Source organism: Roseomonas sp. AR75 (genome assembly GCF_005222815.1).
In the GTDB taxonomy this organism is placed as follows: Bacteria; Pseudomonadota; Alphaproteobacteria; order Acetobacterales; family Acetobacteraceae; genus Falsiroseomonas.
Genome location: NZ_STGB01000001.1, coordinates 193,477 through 218,205, shown reverse-complemented (window position 1 = coordinate 218,205; position 24,729 = coordinate 193,477). Strand labels below are relative to the sequence as shown.

Annotated in this window: 1 protein-coding gene (only partly in view); it reads left to right on the top strand. The window is 67.5% G+C overall.

The window, feature by feature from the left end:
* Nucleotides 1-24,729: the 3' portion of a tandem-95 repeat protein gene (locus E4T13_RS30155; RefSeq protein WP_206030050.1), read on the top strand. The gene continues 2,856 nt to the left of window position 1, outside the view; 24,729 of the gene's 27,585 nt are visible here — the last part of the coding sequence; the start codon falls outside the window, past its left edge; it ends in the stop codon at nt 24,727-24,729.

Here is a 24,729-nt window from a genome sequence, read left to right as displayed (position 1 = left end):
ATAAACCAGACCGACCTGCTGTTCCGTCTCGCGACAGGCGGCCAGGCCCTGCCCACCCAACAGGATTTCGGCGACGGCCGGAGCTCCCTGACCGGCGTGCAGGTGATCCGCAACTTCGACTTCGAGGCCGGCAATTTCGGCCTGGGCGATGGGCTGTTCTTCGACGAGCTGAGCGGCCTCAGCACCTTCACGCGGAGCCTTGCCAACGACACCGGCAGCTTCGGGATGCTGTTCAACTTCCCCAGCATCTTCGGGGTGATCATGGGCGGCCTCGGCGCGGCCGCGGAGCTGATCAAGCTGACGCCGGCGATCGGCATGGTGCTGCAGGTCTACGAGAAGATCGCGCTTGTCGATTCGGCCGCATGGCTGGGTGGCGCGGCCGTGCGCCTTGCCAAGAACATGGATTGGGCCGCCGGCGCAGACCCGCTGGTCATCGACCTCGATGGCGACGGGCTGGAGACGCGTGCCGTCGATGACGGCCAGGTCTTCTTCGACTTCGACAACGACCTGTTCTCGACACTCACGGGCTGGGTCGCGCGCGACGACGGCTTCCTCGTCCGCGATCTCAACGCCAACGATCGCATCGACAACATCGGCGAGATGTTCGGCAACCAGTTCGAGGGCGGCTACCAGCATCTCGCGCGGCATGATGCCGCCGAGAACGGCGGCAACGGCGACGGGCGGATCTCGGCGGCCGATGCGATCTGGTCGGAGCTGCTCGTCTGGCGAGACCGGAACGGCGACGGCATCACGGATGCGGGCGAGTTGCTGACCCTCGACTCCCTGGGCATCGTGTCGATCCGCCTGGACGCCCAGGCGCTCGACATCGTCACCCCCCAGGGCGCGCGGCTGATCGGCACGAGCGAGATCGAACTCGCCAGCGGTGCCACGCGCCGCATGTACGAGGCGATCTTCGAGACGGTCGAAAGCTACAGCCGCTTCGCTGGCGAGGCGGGCCGGGCGCCATGGCAGGCCAACCTGAAGATCGACGCCAAGGGCATCGGTTCCGTCACCAACCTTGCCGTGGCCGCCGCGAACGACATCGAGCTCGGTGAGATCCTGGCCGACACGGCCGCGACGATGACCGAGCCTGACTTCCTCCAACTCCGCAAGCAGGCGGGTCCGGTCCTGTCCTACTGGGGCCAGACGCTGGAGACGACGCGCGAACTGATGCCGGTGCTGCTCGCGCATGCGGACGACAGCACGGTGACCCTGGCGGATCGCGGCATCTACGTCGAGGACATGGCAGGCGGGTTCTGGACGCTCGCGAGCGGTGCGCCGATCCGGGACGCGGAGGGCAACGCCATCGCCCGCCCGACCCTCGAGCAGGTGCTGGGGCAGGCCGCTGCCAGCGGACAGCACTGGCAGCTCGAGCAGGCCTGGTCGCCGGCCAGCCGCGGCAGCGAGTTGCAGTTTCGCGAGCCGGCACCCTATCTCATGCATGTCGCCGATGGCCGCGCGGTGATCGACGACTACGGCATCCGGGATACGGATGGCAGCTGGCGCCTGGCCAGCGGTCGCGCCATCCTCGACGCGGACGGCAACACGATCCCTGCCCCGACGGTCGCCGACATCCTCGCCCAAACGCGCGCCGCCGGGCAGGAATGGCGCACCGAGGAGATCGGATTCAATCCGTACGCCGATCTCCCCGTTGATGTCATCGCGGTCCGCATCACCGACGGCATCACGGTTGATTACTCGGTCGAGGTCACCGACCAGGACGGCAGCTTCTTTGTCTGGGCGCGCAACCTGGATCGCGCCCTGGAGCTTCAGTCCAAGACCGGTGATTCCCGTGAATTCAACCTGCGCAACTATGCGCTCGACTTCGACACGCTGGACGAAGTCGGCACGAGTGACGACAGTGCCTATCGCGTCGAGCTTCTGACGCCGGGCCAGTTCCACTTTGCCACCAGCCTGGCCGGCCTCGACTTCCGACCGGAGATGCTGACCGCGAGGCTCGACGGTACTACCGGCCTCATCGACTACCGCGTCGTCGAGGGCGGGAGCTATTCCCAGTCGGCGGACGAGTACCGCTCGGTCATCGAGCCGATGATCGAGATGGTTGGACTCTCGATGACGCAATACCTGCTCGCCGCCAGCCGCCTCGCGGTGCGGATGGCGCTGCAGGGCGGGCTTTCCGAGTTCGCCCGCGAGCTGGCCTATGACGTCGAGACTGACAAGTATCGCCCGACCGGGGAGCACGAGCTCGCCCCGATGTTCCAGGCGATCTTCGAGGGCGCACCGCCGACGAACCAGGATGACGCGGTGCAGGATTACTTCTCCGCCTGGGCGCTCATCCTCTCCCAGGTATATCCCGACTACAGCCCGCGCGATCCCGACTACATCTTCGACACGAAGCTCGGCGTGGACCAGCCCTTCGTGTTCCAGATGCTGCTGGCGGCCTACGAGAGCGTTCCCGTCGATCTCGACCTGCCCGCCATCGCGAATGCCTTCGGCATCGAGGAGCGCAAGATCGTCGAGCACCAGCCGACCGACACGGTCGTGCGGGGCCACGAAGGCGCGAACTTCTTCGTGCTGTCGGAAGGCGACCAGACGGTCATCGGCAGCTATGAGCCCGGGGCGCAGGAATTCAATCGCGACGTCCAGGCGGACATCTACTACGTGGGCGCCGACAGCGGCGACGACCACATCTACGACCTCGATCTCGGCGACACGGATCAGCTCCGCTTCGCCCTGATCGACTCGGATCAGGTGAGGGCGGTGCGCGACGGCGAGGACCTGATCCTCTTCTATGATTCCGGCGCGCACTTCATCCGCATCGTCAACCAGTTCCTCGGCGAGCTGAACCCCATCCTGGACAACGGCACGCGCCTGCAGACCGGCGTCGACGACATCGTTTTCGCGGACGGCGTGGTCTGGAACCGCTACCGCATGGCCTTCGCGGTGGTCGATTTCGAACGCGCCGCCATGGACGAGGCGGACGCCCATTACGGCTCGGGCTCGGGCGACATCTTCTTCAGCGGGCGCGGGAACGACTATCTCAGCGGCGGCGCCGGCGGCGACACCTACATCTACCAGCCCGGCGACGGTCGGGACGTGATCGACGACCTCGGCAATTTCTCCTTCGGCCCGATCCAGGCCGGCATGGACTTCCTGATGTTCCGCGGGGACATCACAGAGGACACCGTCCGGCTGACACGCGACGGGGCCAGCGAGAACCTCGTCATCACCATCCTCGACGCGGAGGGCAACCCGACCGGCGACAGCCTCGAGCTCGTCGGGCAGTTCGGCGGTGTGCGCCTGAACCTCGGCGCCTTCAGCGAGCTGATCGGCGCCGATGACGGGCTGGACTTCATCGCGCCCAACCTGATCGAGAAGATCATCTTCGAGAAGGGCTCGACGCTCGACTACGCGACGATCGTGGAGCGCGTGATCGCCAATGCCAGGACGGACGGCGACGACGCGATCTACGGCATGCTCAACGACAACACCCTGGATGGCGGCCGCGGCGACGACTTCCTGACAGGCCGCGAGGGCGTCGACACCTATGTCTACGGGCGCGACTACGGATCGGATGTCGTGCTGGACAGCGACTTCAGTTCCTCGCTGTTCGGTCCGAAGCTCGACATCCTGAAGCTGACGGACGACCTGCGCTGGACCGACATCGAGTTCCTCCGCGACGGCAGCAGCGACACCCTGCGCCTGCAGGTCGCCGGGACCGACGACCAGCTGGTGCTGACAGACTTCCTCGAGGAGATCCTCCTCGTTGGCTATTTGAACCTGATCGAGACGATCGAATACGCGGACGGCACCGTCTGGAACCACCTGAAGCTGCTGCAGCACTACGTCGACATCGCCAGGACGGATGCCGACGACACCATCTACGGCTTCGAGACGATCGCCGACCGGATCGACGGCGGCGCCGGCGACGACCGTCTCGAAGGCATGAGCGCGGGCGACACCTACGTCTTCTCAGCCGGCTACGGGACGGACACCGTCTTCGACACGGAAGGCGACGACCGGATCGAGTTCCGGAACCTGCTCTCGGGCGACATCGAGTTCTCCCGGACCGCACTCGACCTCATCATGACGATCCGCGGCACGGGCGACCGCATCGTGCTCGAGAACCAGTATGTGCGGGAGGGCCAGCAGCAGCACGCGGTCGAGCTGTTCCAGTTCGGCGACCGGACGCTGGCCTATACCGACTTCAATCCGGAGGACATCGACCTCGTCGGCACCAATGCCGGCGAGACCATCATCGGGTCGCACTTCGCCGAGACGCTCGACAGCCGCGGTGGCGACGACCTTCTCGTCGGCAAGGATGGGGGCGACACCTACCTGTTCGACGTCGGCTACGGCCAGGACACGATCAGCGACGTGCGTGCCCGCGCCGCCTGGAGCGACCGGCGCGGCATTGTCGTGCCCAAGGACGACGTGGTCCGCTTCGGCGACGACATCACGCAGGCCAACGTCATCTTCACGCGGGACGGGAACGACCTCGTCGTCTCGGTCGCCGACCGCGTCGACACCTTGCGTATCCGCAACCAGTTCCTCGATACGGACAGCGGCGTCGAGCGCTTCGAGTTCGCCGATGGCGGCTTCCTGCTGATCTCGGACGTCGAGGAGGCACTCCAGATCGAAGGCGGAAACCGCGGCGACAACGTCGTCACCGGTGGTCTCGACAGGCCCAACACACTCGACGGGCGCCAGGGCGACGACACGCTCATCGGCGGCAACCTGGCGGACATCTATGCCTTCGGCGCGGACTACGACTTCGACAGGATCATCGAGCGCCCAGACGCACCGGGCGTGATCGACATGGTCCAGTTCGGGGCCACGGTCACGCGCGACGTGATGAGGATCGGGCGCGACGGCGACGACCTCGTCATCGATCTCGGCAATGGCTCGGACGTACTCACCATCGTTGACGGTCTCGCCGGCACCGGCGTCGAGGCCTTCCGCTTCGCGGATGCGACGGTCCTGACGCTCGACGAGATCATCGACCGGATGCTGACCGGCAGCGGAGGGGACGAGCAGCTCCTCGGGCTGGATGGGCGGAACGACACGATCTGGGGCGGCGGCGGATCGGACGCGCTTGTCGGCGGCGGCGGCAACGATACCTACCGCTTCGGCTATGGCGACGGCACCGACAGCATCGTCGATACCAGCGGCAGCGACCGCCTGGTGTTCGGTCCGGGTGTCACCTCGGACCTCGTCACCTTCGAGGCGATCGGTGGCGACCTCCTCGCCACACTCGCCGGCACCGGAGAGCGGATCGCCGTGATCGGCGGCTATCGCGCGAGGGCGGTCGAGGAGTTCGTCTTCGACGACGGCACCACCCTGTCCATTGCAGCCGTGCGCGAGATCATCCGCTCGGCCCGCTCGAACGCAAGCCAGGACAACCTCGACACCGGCGACTTTGTCGCAGGACTGAACCTGGTGCCCGGCGCCCAGCACGACCTTGTCACGCTCTCCCAGGGCGGCGTGGTCGTCGTCAGGACCGGGGACGGGATCGATCGGTTCGAGATGGCCGCCGGCGCGACCACCGCCACCATCCTCGCGCCGGACACGCCGAGCAACACCGTCAAGACCCGGCTCGCCGATGGCGCGAGCGATGATCTCGTCGTCACCTTCGTCACCGGCGATCAGATGGTGATCGCCGGCGCGCTCGGATCGGGGGCGGTCCCGACGATCGCGTTCGGCGATGGCGTGTCGTGGGGCGTGGCCGAACTCGTCCAGGCGTGGATCGACGCGCAGCTCGGCGCCGGGGACGACGTGGCGCGCGGCAGCGACCGGGCCGACACGCTCGAGGGCGGCCGCGGCGACGACCAGCTGCGCGGCGCGCGCGGCAATGACCTCTACCGCTTCACCCGCGGCGACGGCCAGGACGTCATCGAGGACGAGCAGGGCTTCGATCGCCTCCAGATGATCGGCTACCGGCCCGACGAGGTCCGTGTCGAGCGGATCGCGGCGGGGCGCGACGATCTGCTGGTGACCTTCATCGACAGCGATGACACGCTCATCATCCGCAACGCCGCGATCGACGCCGTCGAATTCTCCAACGGCACGACCTGGACACGCGACACGCTGCTCGACCTGGTCAATGCGGTCGGCTCGGACCTGGATGACGTCCTGATCGGGACGGGAGGAGACGAGGGCTATCGTCCAGGCTTGGGGAACGATCGGGTCATCGACGGCGTCGGCAACGATGTCTACGCCTTCGCGCGCGGCGACGGGCAGGACCGCATCGAGACGCGCGGCGCCGCCGACGGCTTCGGCGTGATCCGCTTCGGCAGCGGCATTGTCCTGGAGGACGTTGCCTTCAAGCGCGATGCCGAGGGGAACCTCATCCTGACGATCGCCGGCGGCGACGACCGGCTGGCGCTTGTGGACCCGACAGGCGATCCGGATGCGATCGTCGGCACGCTCGCCTTTGCGGACGGGCGCACGCTTTCCATCGCCGCGATTTCGCGCGCGATCCCGGCGACCAGCGGCGATGACCACGTGATCGTGCCCGCGGCAGCGACGGTCGCAGGGGGTGGCGCGGGTACCGAGGTGTTCGGTCTCGACGGGAATGACTGGCTCGAGACCGGTCGCGGTGCGGACATCCTCACCGGCGGGCGGGGGCACGACCTGCTCCAGGGCCACAGCGGCGGCGACACCTACTTCTTTGCGCTCGGCGATGGGCAGGACACGATCGCCGATGTCGAGCTTGCCGCGGACGGCGTCGTTGATCGGGTACGTTTTGCCGCCGGGATCGTGCCGTCCGACATCCGGATCATTTCCGCCGGTCCGCGAGACCTCGTTATCGGCGTCGGCGGCGGCGATGACCGCATCACCATCCGCGACATGTTCGTCGTGACAGGGCGCGACGGGCAGATCGAGGAGTTCCTCTTCGCAAATGGCACCACCTGGTCGCTCACCGAGATACTCGCGCGGGCGGGGACCGGTGGGGTCGGGGACGACAGCATCGATTTCGGCACCCAGCTTGCCCTCGATGCGGTTCTCGACGGCGATGCGGGCAATGACCGCCTCGCCGGTGGGCGCGGCAACACCATCTACGTCTTCAATGCGGGCGGCGGACGCGACGAGATCGTCGAAGCCGGCAGCTTCGCGTCCTCCAGCGATACGATCCGCTTCGGCGCGGGCCTCGAGGCCGCGGCGATGGTTGCCGTGCGAGCCGGCAACGATCTCCTGCTGCGCTTCGTCGGTAGCGACGACCAGGTGCTGGTGCGTGACCAGTTCGCCTTCCCCTTCGTGCCGATCGAGAGCGTCGCCTTCAGCGATGGGGCGACGCTGACCGCGAGTGACCTGGCCGGCCTGCTCGTCACCGAGGACGAGGCGCAGCGGCTGCTCCATCCGAGCGTGCCGGACACCGATCCCTTCACCGACCCGCTGTTCGCCCGCCAGCATGCCGGCGGCTTGGACGACGAGGGCGGCGGCGAGGGCGGTGGCAGCAGCGGCGTCGGTTCCGACAGCCAGCCCCGCACGCTGACCGGCACGCCGGGTGCCGTCGACATCTTCGAGTTCTTCGTGCCCCTCGCGAGCGATGCGGCGGGCCTTGTCACCATCACCGGCTTCGAAACCGGCGATCTCGGCGACAGGCTCGACATCCGCCTTGCCAGCGGCCTGTCCGGAGAGGTCGTCGCGCAGCAGGAGGGTGCCGACACCTACGTCTACTTCATGGACGAGGGTGTCTACGACTTCGATGCGGGCCGGCTGCTGATCCGGCTGCAGGGCGTGAGCCTTTCCGCGCTTTCGCTCGGCAACTTCAACGGGGCACCTTTCTCCGCGGCCATCGGGCAGACCATCGCCGGCACGGGCGCGGCCGAGGCCCTCGTCGGTGGCTGGGGCAGCGACACGATCCTCGGCAATGACGGCGCGGACACGCTGACGGGCGGAACGGGCACGGACTCGCTGAGCGGCGGCGACCGGAGCGACCTGTATCGCTTCTCTGCCGGCTTCGGGCAGGACGTCGTCTCGGACAATGGCTGGTCGAACGAATCGCCGGCGGACGTGGTGGAGTTCGGCGAGGGGGTCAGCCGCGACGACCTGCGGGTGCGGGCGACCGACACGGACCTGATCGTGAGCTTCGTCGGCAGCGAGGACACGATCCGCATCGCCGGCACGATCACCAACGCCAACAACCGCATCGAGACACTGCGCTTCGCCGATGGCAGCACGCTGAGCCATGCGGAGCTGGCGGCGATGGCCTGGGCGCCGACCGCGGCCGACCAACGCCTGTTCGGCAGCTACGACGCCAACGTCCTCGAAGGCGGCGCGGGCAGCGACACGATCCTCGGCAATGACGGCGCGGACACGCTGACGGGCGGGACGGGCACGGACTCGCTGAGCGGCGGCGACCGCAGCGACCTGTATCGCTTCTCTGCCGGCTTCGGGCAGGACGTCATCTCGGACAATGGCTGGTCGAACGAATCGCCGGCGGATGTGGTGGAGTTCGGCGAGGGGATCAGCCGCGACGATCTGCGGGTGCGGGCGACCGACACGGACCTGATCGTGAGCTTCGTCGGCAGCGAGGACACGATCCGCATCGCCGGCACGATCACCAACGCCAACAACCGCATCGAGACGCTGCGCTTCGCCGATGGCAGCACGCTGAGCCATGCGGAGCTGGCGGCGATGGCCTGGGCGCCGACCGCGGCCGACCAGCGCCTGTTCGGCAGCTACGACGCCAACGTCCTCGAAGGCGGCGCGGGCAGCGACACGATCCTCGGCAATGACGGCGCGGACACGCTGACGGGCGGGACGGGCACGGACTCGCTGAGCGGCGGCGACCGGAGCGACCTGTATCGCTTCTCTGCCGGCTTCGGGCAGGACGTCATCTCGGACAATGGCTGGTCGAACGAATCGCCGGCGGATGTGGTGGAGTTCGGCGAGGGGATCAGCCGCGACGACCTGCGGGTGCGGGCGACCGACACGGACCTGATCGTGAGCTTCGTCGGCAGCGAGGACACGATCCGCATCGCCGGCACGATCACCAACGCCAACAACCGTATCGAGACACTGCGCTTCGCGGATGGCAGCACGCTGAGCCATGCCGAGCTTCTTGCCCTGGCCGCGAATGATGGTGACCTGGTCGGCGGCGGAGCGGGCCCCGACTCCCTGCCTGGCGGCACCGGAAACGACACGCTGTCAGGTGGCTCCGGCAACGACAGCCTGAGCGGCGGCGCGGGCTCGGACAGCCTCCAGGGTGCCGACGGCGCCGACCAACTGTTCGGCGATGCGGGCCATGACACGCTCGATGGCGGGACCGGAGCCGACCTGTACGCCGGCGGTAGCGGCCGTGACACGATCACCGACGCGGAGGGCGACGACACCTACAGCTTCGCACCGGGCGACGGCGACGACCGGATCACCGATCGCGGCGGGAACGATCGGATCGTCTTTGCCGCGGGCATCGTGCCAGATGATGTGACCGTCACGCTGCGGGGCGGCAGCGACGTCATCCTGCGCATCGGCGCAGGCGAAGACCGCGTTGAAGTGCTCGGTGCGCTGAGCAACGCCACGAATGTGATCGAACAGATCCTGTTCGAGGACGGCACATCCTGGAGCTCGGCCGATCTTCTTGCGCGCGCCAATCTCGGGACCGATGCGGCGCAGACGCTGTACGGCAGCGACACCGGGGACATCCTCGATGCGGCGGGCGGCGATGACACTGTCGATGGCCGGGCCGGAAGCGATAGCCTGACGGGTGGTGCCGGCTCAGACAGTCTCCTGGGCGGCGAGGGGAACGACACGCTCGACGGCGGCACCGGCGCCGACAGCCTGGCTGGCGGCCTGGCCAACGACATCTTCCGCTTCGCCGCAGGCCAGGGCAGCGCCGTGGTCTCCGACAGCGGCGGATCGGACGCGGTCGAACTTGCTTCCGGCATCCTCGTCGGAGACCTGGCGGTCAGCGCCCGAGGCAATGACCTCGTGCTGCGCATCGGCGCGGGCGAGGATCGCATCATCCTTGCCGGCGTGCTGTCGGGTGCCGCCGCGGCGGTCGAGGAGATCCGGTTTGCCGACGGCACCGTGCTCGCCCATGCAGACCTTGTCGCGCTGGCGGCAGCGGGTGTCGGGGCCGACCAGACGCTCATCGGCAGCGCCGTGTCGAACGACATCCTTGCCGGCGCCGGCGACGATTCGGTCGACGCGCAGGGCGGCAACGACACGGTGGACGGCGGCACCGGCGCCGACACGATCGTCGGCGGCGCAGGCGACGACGACATCACCGGAGGAGCCGGGGCCGATCAGATCAGCGATGCGTCCGGCAATGACACCTATCGCTTTGCCCTTGGCGACGGCCAGGACGCGATCACCGACCTCGCCGGCACCGATGCCATCCTGCTTGGCGCCGGCATTGCTGCAGGCGATGTCGGGGTGAGCCAGACGAGCGACCTCGACCTTGTCATCCGTATCGCCGGCACCGAGGACCGCATCCGCCTGGTGCGTGCGCTCACCGACACGGGCACGGTGATCGAGGAGCTGCACCTCGCCGACGGCAGCGTGATGAGCTTTGCCGATCTCGTTGCCCTTTCGCAGCTTCCCAGCGATGGACCCGACGTCATCTTCGGCACTGGTCTCGGCGAAGAACTCGAAGGCGCGCGTGGCGACGATGCGCTCAGCGGCTTCGCGGGCAGCGACACCCTCCTGGGGCAGAGCGGGAATGATTCGCTGCTCGGAGGCACGGGCGACGACGTGCTCTCCGGCGACGCTGGCAACGACACCCTCGCCGGGGAGGCCGGCAACGACGCCTATCGCTTTGCGCCGGGCGGCGGACAGGATCTGATCCAGGACACCGCCGGCGTCGATGCGATCGAACTCGCCACCGGCTTTTCCCCAGATGCCGTCGCCGTTCGCAAGATCGGCACTGCCCTCGAACTGCGCTTCGATGGCAGCGAGGATCGCCTGACCATAGCCAACGCGGTCACCGGCGGAGGCACGATCGAGACCGTCACCTTTGCGGACGGCACGGTATGGGACGCGGCGGAGTTGCTGCGCCGCTCGACCTCCGGCACGCCCGGCGACGATGCGTACACGGGCACGGACAGCGGCGATCGGCTTGTCGGCCTCGGTGGGAATGACACGCTCAGCGCCCTTGGCGGCAGCGACAGCCTCGATGGCGGCGCGGATGCCGACAGCCTCGATGGCGGGACTGGCGCGGACGACCTTCGCGGCGGCACTGGCAACGACATGCTCGTGGGCGGCGCGGGCGCCGACACCTATGCATTCGTTGCAGGGGACGGCCTCGATACGATCAGCGACCTTGGAGACGCCGCGGTCGACACGCTGCGTATCGAGGGTGTTGGTCCGGAAACACTGCGGTTCAGCAGGACGGGCCCCGACGGGGCCGACCTAACCATCCGGTTCAGCGGCAGCACAGACCGGATCATCCTGACCGGCGCCCTCGCCGCGGGCGAGGCTGGCAAAGTCGAGCAGTTCGTCATCGCCGCGAGCGGCACCAAGCTGACGCTCGCCGAAGTCCAGGCGCTGGTTCAGCCCGACATCGGCATTGACGGCCAGGTCCTGGCCGGCGACGCCGACGACAACGTCATCCTCGGCAGCGATCTTGCTGACCTCATCACGGGTGGCAACGGCACCGACACCCTGATCGGGGGCGGCGGCGACGACGTCTTCGGGGATATCGCAGCGGACGGCAGCACCGACTCCATGACGGGCGGCATGGGGCGCGACACCTACCGCTACCTGCCGACCTTCGCGATCTCCGATGCGATCGCGATGGATGTGATCACCGATTTCGTACCCGGCGATGCGGGTGACATCATCCGCCTCTTCGCCAGCACGCCGAACCCGTTCGTCAGCGGCCGCCTGCAGCTGCGTCAGTCCGGCGCCGACACGGATGTGGTGCTGTATGATGAGGTCGGGATGGGGCGCGCTGTAGTGCGCCTTGTCGGCGTCGATGCGAGCGCCCTTACCCCCGCCAATTTCGGCGGTGTCGAACTCGAGCTCGACACCTCCCCCATCCGCGACGGCGCGGATGGCAACGCCATATTTGGTGAGCCACTTCACGACCTGATCTTCGGCAACGGCGGCGACGACACGATCAACGGCTTCGGCGGAAGCGATACGCTGGCGGGGGGCGGCGATGACGACCTTCTCTCCGGCGGCTTCGGCGATGACCGCATCGCCGGCGAGGCCGGGCATGACAGCATCACCGGCGGCGCCGGCAACGACATCCTGTCCGGCGGCCCGGGCAACGACACGATCACCGGTGGTGACGCCGATGCCGAGTTTGCCGGCGCGGACATCCTCTCGGGCGGTGCGGGCGACGATCTCCTGCTCGGCGGCGGCCAGAACGACATCTACGTCTTCGGGGCGAATGACGGCCACGACGTGGTCTCGGACGCCGGCGGCAGCGATCGAATCGAGTTCGAGGCCGGAATCACCGCCCAGGACATTGCCGTCATCCAGCTTGGCGCCGATCTCGAGCTTCGGGTCGCGGACGGTTCCACCCGCATTCGTCTGATCGGCGCCGCGGACGCATCGGACGACGGCATCGAGACGATCCTGTTTGCTGACGGCGCCAGTTGGGACCGCGTCACGCTCCTCGAACGGGCGATGGCCGCCGGCAACGGCGACGATGTGCTCGCCATCCTCGCCGGCGACACGATCGACGGGCTGGGCGGCAACGACGAGCTGACCGGGAGCAGCGGCGCGGACACGATCGTCGGGGGAACCGGAGACGACCTGCTGCGCGGTGCCGGCGGCGATGATGCCTACCTGTTCCGCCGCGGCGACGGCCAGGATGTGATCGCCGACACGCAGGGCGCGAACGTCATCATCCTGGGTTCCGGCATCGCCCCCGCCGATCTCGAAGTGGTGCGCGGGCGCGAGACGGTGGTGCTCGGACTGTCGGGCACTGGCGACCGCATTGACCTTGGCTGGAGCGCCGACCCGGCGATGGCGATCCGCGAGCTGCGGTTCGTAGGCGGCGAGGTATGGACCGCGGCGACACTCGTCGCGATGGCGCTGGCCGCTACCGCCACGGACGACGTGATCCACGGCACCGACGGGCGGGAGACGCTCACGGGCCTGGCCGGCGACGACCGCCTGATCGGGAAGGGCGGCGACGACGACCTGGCCGGCGGTGGCGGCGTTGACCTGCTGGAAGGCGGGCTGGGCGACGACATCTATCGCTTCGCGCCGGGCGACGACCAGGACCGCATCCTCGACGCCGGCGGCAGCGCCGATGTGCTCCTGCTGGCTCCCGGGATCGTGCCCGGCGACGTGCGCGTCGTGCAGAGCAGTGACGGCAGCGCAATCGTCCTCCACATCGGCAGCGACGGCGATCGGATCCGGATCGAGGACGCGCTCACGAGCGGCCGAATCGAGATCCTGCGCTTCGCCGACGGTACGGAGTGGAGTGTTCCGGATCTCCTGCTGCGCGTACCCACGGCGCTTGACGACTTCCTGTTCGGCGACGACGCCTCGCAGACATTGGCCGGCGGGCTTGATGACGATCGCATGTTCGGGGGCGGCGGCGCCGACGAGTATCGCTTCGCCGCCGGTGACGGCCGCGACATCATTCGCGACGGCGCGACCTCGCTCTTCGACCGGCTGGTGATATCGGGCTATGGCGCGGCCGACCTTCTGTTCACGCGCCTGGGCAGCGATGGCACGGATGTCGCGATCGGCTTCGCCGGCAGCCGCGACCAGATCATCATTGCGGACGCGCTGGACGTCCATGGTCGCGGCATCGAGGAGATCGTCCTCGGCGATACGATCCTGAGCTCGACCGACATCGCTGCCCTCCTCGTCGATTCGCAGGTGAGCGACGGCGACGACGTGATCTTCGGTTCCACAGCCGCTGAAACCCTGGCCGGCGGACCGGGCGACGACCTGGTCGTCGGTGGCAGCGGCAACGATTTCTTCCGCTACGCCCGCGGCGACGGTGATGACCGGATAGACGCGCGCGGCAACGGCCAAAGCGTCGTCCAGCTTTCGGACTACACCGTTGCGAACGTCGTTTCGGCGCTACGCGGCGGTCCGGAGAGCCTCGATCTCGTCATAACCTTCGAAGAGGATGGGGACCGACTACTGCTCATCGGCGCGCTTGGCGGCCCCGGATCGGCGCAGGACCGCCTGCTCATCCGCTTCGCCGACGGCACATCCTGGGACCGCACCGCGATGCGCGCCAGGGCGATCGAGGACATCGAGGGACCGGGCGACGACAACGTCTATGGGTTCGATGGTGCGGACCTGTTCGACCTGTCGGGTGGCAAGGACTTCGCATCCGGCTTCGCCGGCGCCGATCGCTTCGTCTTCACCGCCGGCGACGGTCACGACCGCATCGAGGACAGCGGCATCAGCGTGCATGAGGCGGACATCGTCGAATTTGTCGGGCTCGACGCCGCCGATGCGACCGTCAGCCGGCTCTTCCGTGGCAGTGACACTGTTGTCATCCGCTTCGCCGGAAACGAGGTGGACAGCCTGACGGTCGTTGACGCGCTCGCCGACGACGCGCGTTCGGTCGAGATCTATCAGTTTGCGGACGGCACCGCGTGGACGCGCACGACCATCCTTGGGCTGCTCGACAACAGCCCGGCGGTTGCGCGGGACGACGGCTACTACTCGGTGGTCACCGGCAGCGCGCTGACGGTGCTTGCATCCGACGTGCTGCGCAACGACTTCGACGCCGACGACGATGGCCTGCGAATCGTTGCGGTCGATGGCAGCCCGAACGGCTCCGCGATGCTGGACACGACGGGCAACATCGTCTTCACGCCGAACGAAGGCTTCACCGGCGCCACCGCGTTCACCTATCGCATCACCGACGACCGCAACGCCTTTGCCGAGGCGTCCGTCTACGTCAATGTCCGGCCGGTTGCCGAGGCGCGCGACGACGTCGGTTTCCTTGTCGCCGAGGATGACTTCACGAGCATCCGCGTCGAACGGCTTCTCTCGAACGACATCGACGGCGATCGCATGATCGTCGGCCAGGTGTTCGGGGCAGTCGGCGGCAGCGTCTCGCTTTCGAGCGACGGGGACATCGGCTTCACGCCCGATGAGAATTATGTCGGCCCCGCGCGGTTCAGCTATGCCGCGAACACACCGGAAGGCGGGCGGGCCGAGGCGATCGTCCATCTCACCGTCACGCCGGTCAACGACGCGCCGATAGCGCGCAATGACCGCGGCCTGGTCACGGACGAGAACGTGGCGATCACGGTGAACCCCGCGATTCTCATCGCGAACGACGACGACGTCGACGGTGACCGACTGACGCTGCATGAGGTGCAGTCGTCGTCCCACATCCTCGTATCGCTCGATGCGGCAGGGAACATCGTCGTCACGCCGCGAGACGACTTCTTCGGCGAGGGCAGCTTCAGCTACGCCGTCATCGACGAGGCGGGCGCGACCTCCGCCTTCGCCACCGCGACGGTCGTGGTGCGCCCTGTCAATGATGCACCGGTGGCGAATGATGACCGTTTCGAACTGACCGAGGCAGGCGAACCAATACTGGAGGACAACCCGATCGTCCTCAGCCTCTCAAGGCTGGTCGCGAACGACATCGACATCGATGGTGACGACCTGCTGCTGACGGAGGCGCGGCTGGCCGTGGGCGGTGCCGTGCGGCTGCTCGACAACCAGACCGTGCTTTTCGAGCCGACCGCCAACTTCAACGGCGCGGCGAGCTTCCAGTATCGCGTCGACGACGGCCAGGGCGGCAGCGACACGGCCGTAGCGACCATCGTCTATCAGGCGGTGAACGACCGCCCGATCGCCCGGAACGATCACTATGGCGACGAGGACCTCTACTTCCTTCGTAGCACCGAGGATGTTCCGATCGAGATCCCGATCGCGGAGCTGCTGAAGAACGACAGCGACATCGAGGGCTTTGCCGTCACGTTCGAGAACGCGACCGGTGCGGTCCACGGCGACATCGTCATCGCGGACGACCGGATCATCTTCACGCCGGACCCGGACTTCTCCGGCGAGGCGACGTTCGGCTACTCGATCACCGACCCGGAAGGGCTCGTCGACGGCGCCCTCGTCACGCTTTTCTTCGAAGGCAATGAGAACGAGGCGCCGGTCGCCGTCGCCGACCAGTTCCTGGTTCCCGAGGACATCCCGGTGACGCTGCGCCTTGCGACGTTGCTCGGAAACGACACCGACGCCGATGGCGACCAGCTCCGGGTGGTCGGCTGGCGCAGCCTCAACGGTCTTGGAGACGTCCTGACATTCGGCGGCGCCGCCGCTGGACCGCTCAACGGCAAGATCGAGCTCGACGCAAACGGCGATTTCCTGTTTTCCCCAAACATCGACGCGACCTTCAGCTCGGGCTTCGTCTATGTAATCTCCGATGGCGCCGACGGCACCGCCGAGGGCTTCATCGATCTCGTCATCGTACCGTCGAACGATGATCCGACTGCTGTTGATGATCCGGGCTTCGTCACCCCCTTCGACGTTCCGCTGGTCATCCGCGTCGCCGACCTCGTCTTCAACGATTTCGACATCGAGCAGGCGGACACCGATGGCGACGGCGTGCGCGACGCAGATCTCGACGACCCCGACCGGCCACGTCCCACCTTTGTCGGCGTGGATGCCATCCTCGATCCGGTCGCGCTTGCGCAGGGCAACCGCGTCGAGGTCGGCTCCTTCGAGCTTGTTGCCTTCCGTGGGGAGGAGTTCCTCGTCGCACGCTTCCTGCCCGGATTCACAGGACCGGTCACGATCGAGTACCGCATCGCCGACGAGGAAGGCCTTGAGGATGTCGGCTTCGCCTACGCGACGGTCGCCGATTACTACGGCGACGAGCTGTCAGGAACACCGCTCGTCGACTACATCGAGGGCAACCAGCGTGACGAGACGATCCGCGGTTACCGGCGCGATGACTGGGTTGTGGCCAAGGACGGCGATGACCTGATCGAGACGGGCACAGGGGACGACCGCATCGAGGCTGGCGACGGCGACGACACGATCGATGGCGGCGACGGCGGCGACGATATCCGCGGCGGCGACGGCTTCGACGTCGTCCGCTTCGCAGGATCGAATGTCGGGGTGCGGGCGGATCTCCAGACGCTCGTCGGCCAAGGCGGCTTCGCCCAGGGCGATGTCTATGCGGGCATCGAGGCCCTGGAGGGCACGTCATTCAACGACACCCTCGGCGGCGACGATGGCGCGAACAGCCTCACCGGCGTCGACGGAAACGATGCGCTCGAAGGGCGCGGCGGCGGCGACACGCTCGCCGGCGGGTCGGGCAACGACCTTCTTGATGGCGGCGCCGGCGCGGACCTGCTGGACGGTGGCGATGGCAGCGATGCGGCAAGCTTCTTCGCGTCGGACGACGGCGTGCGGATTTCGCTTGCGGCGGGCACTTCGGCTGGCGGCTGGGGCGAAGGCGATACGCTTTCGGGCATCGAGAACCTCGTCGGCAGTGCCTTCGACGATCGCCTCGAGGGCGACGGCAACGGCAATTCCCTCTCCGGCGAGCGCGGCGACGACACGCTGATCGGCGGCACGGGCGACGACGTGCTGTCGGGCGGGCGCGGTGCGGATCTTCTCATCGGCGACGACGGCATCGACATCGCCGACTACACGCTCTCGAACGAGGGTATCGCCATCGACATCGCGGCCGGCACGGCCGGGGGCGGCGATGCCGAAGGCGACACCCTGAGCGGCATTGATATCGTTCAGGCGAGCTATCACGCGGACACGCTGCTTGGCGACGACGGCGACAACCGTCTGCGGGGCAGCCGCGGCGCCGATATCCTGGACGGCCGCGGCGGAACAGACGCCGCCGACTATGCGCGGGCCGAGGAAGCCGTGAAGGTCGACCTGGCTCTCGGGCTCGGACTCGCCGGCGAGGCATTGGGCGATACGCTGACGTCGATCGAGATGCTCATCGGATCGGCGTTCGACGACACCCTGATCGGGTCCGCCGCCGATGAGACGTTCGAGGGCGGCTTCGGCGCCGACCTTCTGCAGGGCGGCTTCGGTTCCGACGACTACCGCTTCGGCTTCGACAGCGCGGAAGACCGGATCGCGGAGACGGGCGATGCCGCCGACATCGACCGCCTGGTGCTGGGCGCTGGGATCGCGGCCAAGGATGTGTCGCTGCTGCGGAACGGCGACGATCTCTTCGTGGAGATCGAGCGCGACGACGGATTCCTCATCGACACCGTCACGGTAGCTCACCACTTCCTGGGCGAAGAGTCCGGCATCGAGTTCATCGCCTTCGCCGATGGGACATCGTGGAGCAGGGCCGACATCGAGGATCGGCTGCGGATCGGCCGCTTCAACGCGCTCGACGACATCTTCCGCCTGGGGGTCGAGGACGAGGTCGCGCTGATCGATCCGGCGGAGTTGATCCGCAACGACGCCGAGGCCGGTACTGACGAGCTCGTTCTCGTCTCTGTCCAGCAGCCGCGATCCGGCACCGTCTGGATCGCCGAAGATGGAAGGATCGCCTTCCAGGGCAGCCAGGACCACTACGGCGATGCCTTCTTCAGCTACACGGTGCGCGATCCCCTCGGCCGCGAGTCGACGGCACGGGTCGAGGTGAACCTCGCACCCGTCAATGACGCACCCGTCGCGGTTGACGATCCGCTCGTCTACGGGCTCGAGGATGTGCCGCTCCGGATCCGCCTCGAGAACCTGCTTGCGAACGACTACGACGTGGATGGCGACCGCGAGCAGGAAGGCCTTCGGATCATCAGCGCCGCGCCGCTAACGAATGCGGCGGGCGAGCCGCTTCGCCCCTACAAGGACCGGGAGTACGAAGGCGAGGCGACGGACGCGACCTGGAAGCTTGACGGCCAGTACATCGAGCTTCTGTCGCGGCCCGACCATTTCGGCTTCGCCGGCTTCCGCTACACCCTCGCCGATGCCGCCGGCGCGACCAGCACGGCGGATGTCGAGATCTACTTCGCCCCGGTCAACGATGCGCCCCGCATCACGAGCGGACGTGCGGTGGTCAAGCTCGAGGAGACGACGACCTTCACCATCGATCAGTTGATGGCGAAGGTCTACGACGTGGAAGGGGACGCCTTCGAGTTCGTCGGCCTGCACCTCGCAGCGGACGGCAACGCCTCCGACAACGGCGTGGAGGTTTTCGACGCGGCGACGGGCACGATCGCCTTCACACCGCTTGCGTTGGGAGATGCCTCGATCGCCTTCGATGTGATCGATGCCCGCGGCGCCGAGGCCACCCTGGCCTTCGGCATACGCGTGCGGCCGCAGAACCTGCCGCCGGATGCACGTGACGATTACGGCCTGCGCATGCTGCAGGACGAGACGATCGTCATCGATCCCGCCGACCTGATCGTCAACGACATCGATCCTGACGGCGATCTGCTGAGCTTCGTGGATGTCTATCGCTTCGCCGTCAACGGCAAGGTCCGTGTCAACGCGGATGGCATGATCGAGTTTGCGGCGAAGCCGAACTACAACGGCGCGGCCAGCTTCGAGTACACGGTGAGCGACGGGCGCGGCGGAACCGACACGGCCATCGTCCACCTCACGGTCCTGCCGAGCAACAGCGGACCCGTGCTGCGGAACGACGTGGTTCGCGGCCTGGAGGACGGGCCGCAATACGTCATTCCGGCCGAGGCCTTCGGCAACGATCTTGACGTCGACGGCGACGTGATCTTCTTCGCAGGCACGGAACTGCTCGGCGTCCTGACCACCCGTTTCCTCTCGCCCGACTACACGGTCGAGGCGAAGGCGGGGAACAACCGCGCGTTGCCGGATTGGCTGAGCTTCGATGCCGAGACCTTGACCTTCAGCGGCGCGGTGCCGGACGACGCAGCGCAGCCGGTTGATGTAGCGGTCTTCCTGCATGATCCTTCCAACGGTGCGGTGCATCCCTTCCGCTTCGCCTTCGGCCCGGACAATGCGCCCGAGCTTGCGGCAGGGCTTTCGGTCGCCGACGCCGTGCTCGGCGGCTTCACCCTTCGGCAGCCCTATGTCTGGACGCTCGACGAAGACGAGGATGGGGTTGCCACGTTCGACATCTCGCAGGGCAGCTTCGCCGCGGCGCGGGTCGGCGGGCGTCCGCTTCCGGAATGGCTGGGCTTCGATGCCGCCAGCCGCAGCTTCTTCCTGACCGGCTTCGAGCCCGACCCGGACGCGAACCCGGTCCGCATCCAGGTCACGTTCACGCCCGATCGTCCGGCGGACCTGCCGGAACATGTCTACCGCGCAACCCAGCGCGGCTTCACCATCGAGTTCCTCCTCGATCCCAGTGAGCCACTCGATCCGGCGATCAACGCCATCCTCGCGGGGGACGCGCAGCTTGAGACGCAGGGACTGTTCGGCATCGACCTTGCGGGGGCGAGCAGCCTGGTAGCGACGCGCGAAAGCGGGGCACCGCTCGACAGCTGGCTGAGCTTCGACCCGGACAGTCTGAGCTTCGCCGGCATGCCGCCTTCCAGCTATGTCGGCGCCGTGCCGGTCCGCATCGCTGTTGCCGGCGATGGCCTGCCGGCGATGTGGATCATCACCGAAGCAGTGGTCGATCAGACCTTCACCGTTGACGATGAGGCCGACGGCTTCGCGGTGGCTGACCTGCCTGAGCGCATCGACCTGACCACGCCGGCGGATTTCAACGGCGCCGTCGCATTCACCTACCACGCCGCCGACGAGAAGGGCGGCGGCTCGGCGCAACCGGCGACCATCGTCTTCAATGTGGCGCCGCAGCGCGAGCTTCCACTCGGCGCCGCCGATCGCGTCGAGCTGTTCGAGAACGGCTCGACGTCGTTCCGCATCGCAACGCTCGTCGACAACGATCGGGACGATGACGGCGACCCGATGCGGGTATTGTCGATCAGCGCGCCGAGCCATGGCGTCCTCGACATCGAACTGGCCGCCGTGGTCATTGTCCCGCCCGAGGGTCTCGATCCGGTTCCGGGAGGCGCCTGGCGGGCGACCCTGGCGGACGGCTCCGCCCTGCCGGGCTGGATGGTGCTGGACGAGGTGACGGGCGCGATCACCGCGACCGTCCCGCTCGACATGCTGGACGTGTTCGCCATCCATTTCATCAGCAGCGACGGCACGACCGCGCGGGAGGCGGTCCGTCACGTGTCGCTCGATGGCAATGACGGTGCCGGCGTCACCTACACGCCGGAGGCGGGGTTCGCAGGAACCGAGACGCTCCTCTACACCCTCACGGACGACCGCGAAGGACCGGTCCAGGTCATACTGGAGCTCGAGGTGCTCTCGCTCCTCGACCCACCGCTTGCGGTCACCGACACCCTCGAAATGCTCGAGGACGGCGTCCTGGTGATCGATCCCGCGCGACTGATCGCCAATGACAGCGATGTCGACGGCGACCCCATCCGCTTCCTCGGCGTGCTGCAGCCCTTCAACGGGTCGGTTGCCTTCGAGGATGGGCAGATCACATTCGTTCCGACGCCCGACTTCGACGGACGGGCCGGCTTCCGCTACGAGGTTACGGACGACCGCCACGGCGTGGGCCAGGGACTTGTTGATATCGTCGTCCGGAGCACCAATCGCAAGCCAAACGCGGTCACCGACATCTTCGCGGCCGTCGAGGACGAGCCGTTCGAGTTCACCATCGCGGATCTGCTCGCCAATGACAGCGACATGGACGGTGACGCGATCCGGTTTGTCTCCATCCAGTCGTCCATCCCTGACGCGCGGATCCTGGAGCTGCCCGACAACCGGTATCAGTTCGTGCCGGATGAGAACATCAACGGGCCGCGCGAATTCCGCTACGTCATCACCGACGGCCGCCTGAGCACGAGCGGCACGATCCGCTTCGACATCGCGGCGGTGAACGACGCGCCGATCGCAAACCCGGACGGGCTGTTCTTTGGCGACCAGGACACGCCGCTCGTCATCGACTTCGCCGACATGCTGTTCAACGACCGCGACGTGGAGGGCGACGGCTTCCGCATCGTCGAGGTGTTCGACGGCGACAACGGCACGGTCGCTCGTGACGGCGACACCGCCGTGTTCCTGGGACGGCCGGGCTATTTCGGGGATGGCGGCTTCCACTACCGCGTCACCGACGACCTCGGCGCGACCAGCACCGGCTATGTCTCGGTGCTGGTCTTCCCGGAGTTCGAAGTGCCGGTCGCGGTCTCCGATGCCGGCTTCGAGGTGCTCGAGGACGGCTTCATCGACATCGATCCCGCGGCGCTGATGGCGAACGACGACATCCCGGTCGGATCGGATGTCCGTTTCCTCGGCCTCACCGGACCTGGCGTTACGCTGCTGGAGAACGGCCTCTACCGCGTCGCGCCGCCCGCCGACTTCTTCGGCACCCTGACGCTCCGCTACGCGCTCACCAACGAGACGGGCTTCGCCGTCCCGACGACCGTCACCATCGATGTCCTCCCGGTCAGCGACGGTCCGACCGCTGTGGATGACGCATTCACCATCCGAGAGAACGAGGTCCTCACCACCTTCGTCACCGCGCTGACCGAGAACGACTTCGATGTCGACCGCCAGGCGGTGACCCTCACGCGCATTCTCGGCAGCCAGAACGTGTCCGTGGAGTTGTCGGGGGATGGCCAGATCATCCTGATACCGGCGCGGCATTTCAGCGGCGAGGCGTGGTTCGACTACGAGCTGAAGGATTCGAGCGGCATAGCGGATGTTGCCCGCGTCACCGTGACGGTCGAGGCATTGAACGATCGCCCTGTCATCACCGTGCCGCAGGTGCTGACCGGAAGCGAGGACGTACCCTTCTCGGTCACGTTCCCGGCAGGATTCGTGTCCGATCCGGACGGGGATGCTGTCCTTGTCGAGTTCCGTTCCCCCGGCGGAGCCCCCCTGCCGGAATGGCTGAGCTACGACCGTGCGACGAGGACATTGGCGGGCACCCCACCGGCCGACTTCAACGGCTCGCTGCCGCTCGAGATCTCGGCCAGCGACGGCATTGTCGAGGTGCTGGCCGCGTCGACGCTGGAGATCCAGCCCGTCAACGACGCGCCGGTGATCCTGTCGCCCACCGGTGGCGCGACCGCGCAGGTCGATGTCGTGGAGAACACCACGGCGGTGGTCGTCGTGACGGCGAGTGACGTGGAGCTTGCACCGCTTGCCTATCGCATCGTCGGTGGCGAGGACGCCGACCTGTTCACCATTGACGCGGCGACGGGCGCGCTGGACTTCCTCGTCCGCCCGGACTTCGAGGCCCCTGCCGACCAGGGCGCCGACAACGAGTACGAGGTGATTGTTGCCGCTTCGGACGGTGCCCTCGAAACGCCGATGACGATCGCGGTCGCTGTCCTTGATGGGAAGGACACGCAGACGGGAACTGCGCGGCCGGATACGCTGGTTGGAAATGATGGCGCCGACCTCCTGATCGGCCGCGGCGACGACGATGTGCTCGAAGGCGGCGACGGCGCCGATGAGCTGCGCGGCATCCAGGGCGGCGACACTCTCCTCGGCGGGGCTGGCGATGATCTGCTGCGCGGAGGCGCTGGCAACGACCTCGCCCTCGGTGGCGAGGGCAATGACCGCCTTGATGGCGGCACGGGCGCCGACAGCCTGCTGGGCGGTGCTGGCAACGACACCTACTTCATCGATGATGTCGGCGACGTCATCGTCGAGAAGGCCGCTGAGGGCATCGACGCCGCAGGCACCAGCATCAGCTACGTGCTGGGTTTCGAGGTCGAGAGGCTGGTGCTGATCGGCACCGGTGCGATCGACGGCACCGGCAACGCGCTGGACAACGTCCTGGCCGGCAACATCGCCGCCAACCTGCTCGCCGGCGAGGCGGGCAACGATACGATCACCGGCGGCGCAGCCAGCGACACGCTGCTTGGAGGCGGCGGCGGCGATCGGATTGTCGGTGGCGCCGGCGCCGACAGCCTGCTGGGCGGTGCCGACGACGACGTCTACATCGTCGATGATGTCGGCGATGTCGTGGTCGAAGACGCCGCGCAAGGCATCGATACGGTCCGGGCCAGCGTCAGTTACGTGCTGAGCCTCGAGGTCGAGAGGCTCACGCTGCTCGGCAGCGCCGCGATCGACGCCACCGGCAACACGCTCGCCAACGTTCTGGCAGGCAACGCCGCCGGCAACCTGCTCGCCGGGGAGGGCGGCAACGACACGATCTCGGGCGGCGTCGGGAACGATACGCTGCGCGGTGACGCGGGCCATGACGTGCTGGTGGGCGGCCACGGCGCAGACAGCATGGCGGGCGGCGAGGGCGACGACGCCTATCTGGTCGACGACGTCGGCGACCTGGTGCTCGAGCAGCCCGCGGAGGGCACGGACAGCGTCAGCGCCGGCATCAGCTACGTGCTTGGCGCCGAGGTCGAGGGGCTGCGGCTGACCGGCACCGCTGCGATCGACGGCACCGGCAATGCGCTCGACAACACGCTCGCCGGCAACGCAGCTGACAACCGTCTCGCGGGTGAGGACGGCAGCGACAGCCTGGCCGGTGGCGCAGGGAACGATGTTCTGATGGGGGGCGCGGGCGGCGATTGGATGATCGGCGGCCAGGGCTTCGACGTCTTCAGCTATGCGCTGGCCTCCGAGGGTGGCGACACCATCGCCAGCTACAGGGGATGGGAGGATACGATCGAGATCTCCGCGGCGGGCTTCGGCGCGGGGCTTTCGGCAGGCATCGATCTGGTCGAGGTGGGTCGCTACGTGGCGAACGTGACCGGCCTCGCCACGTCGGACCCCGGCATCGGGCAGTTCGTGTTCGAGACCGATGCGAAGCTGCTCTGGTGGGATGTGGATGGCAGCGGAGATGCTTCCGCGGAGCTCATCGCCGACCTCACCGGCGCCTCAGGATGGACCGGCCGCGAGATCGTCGTCATCGCGTGA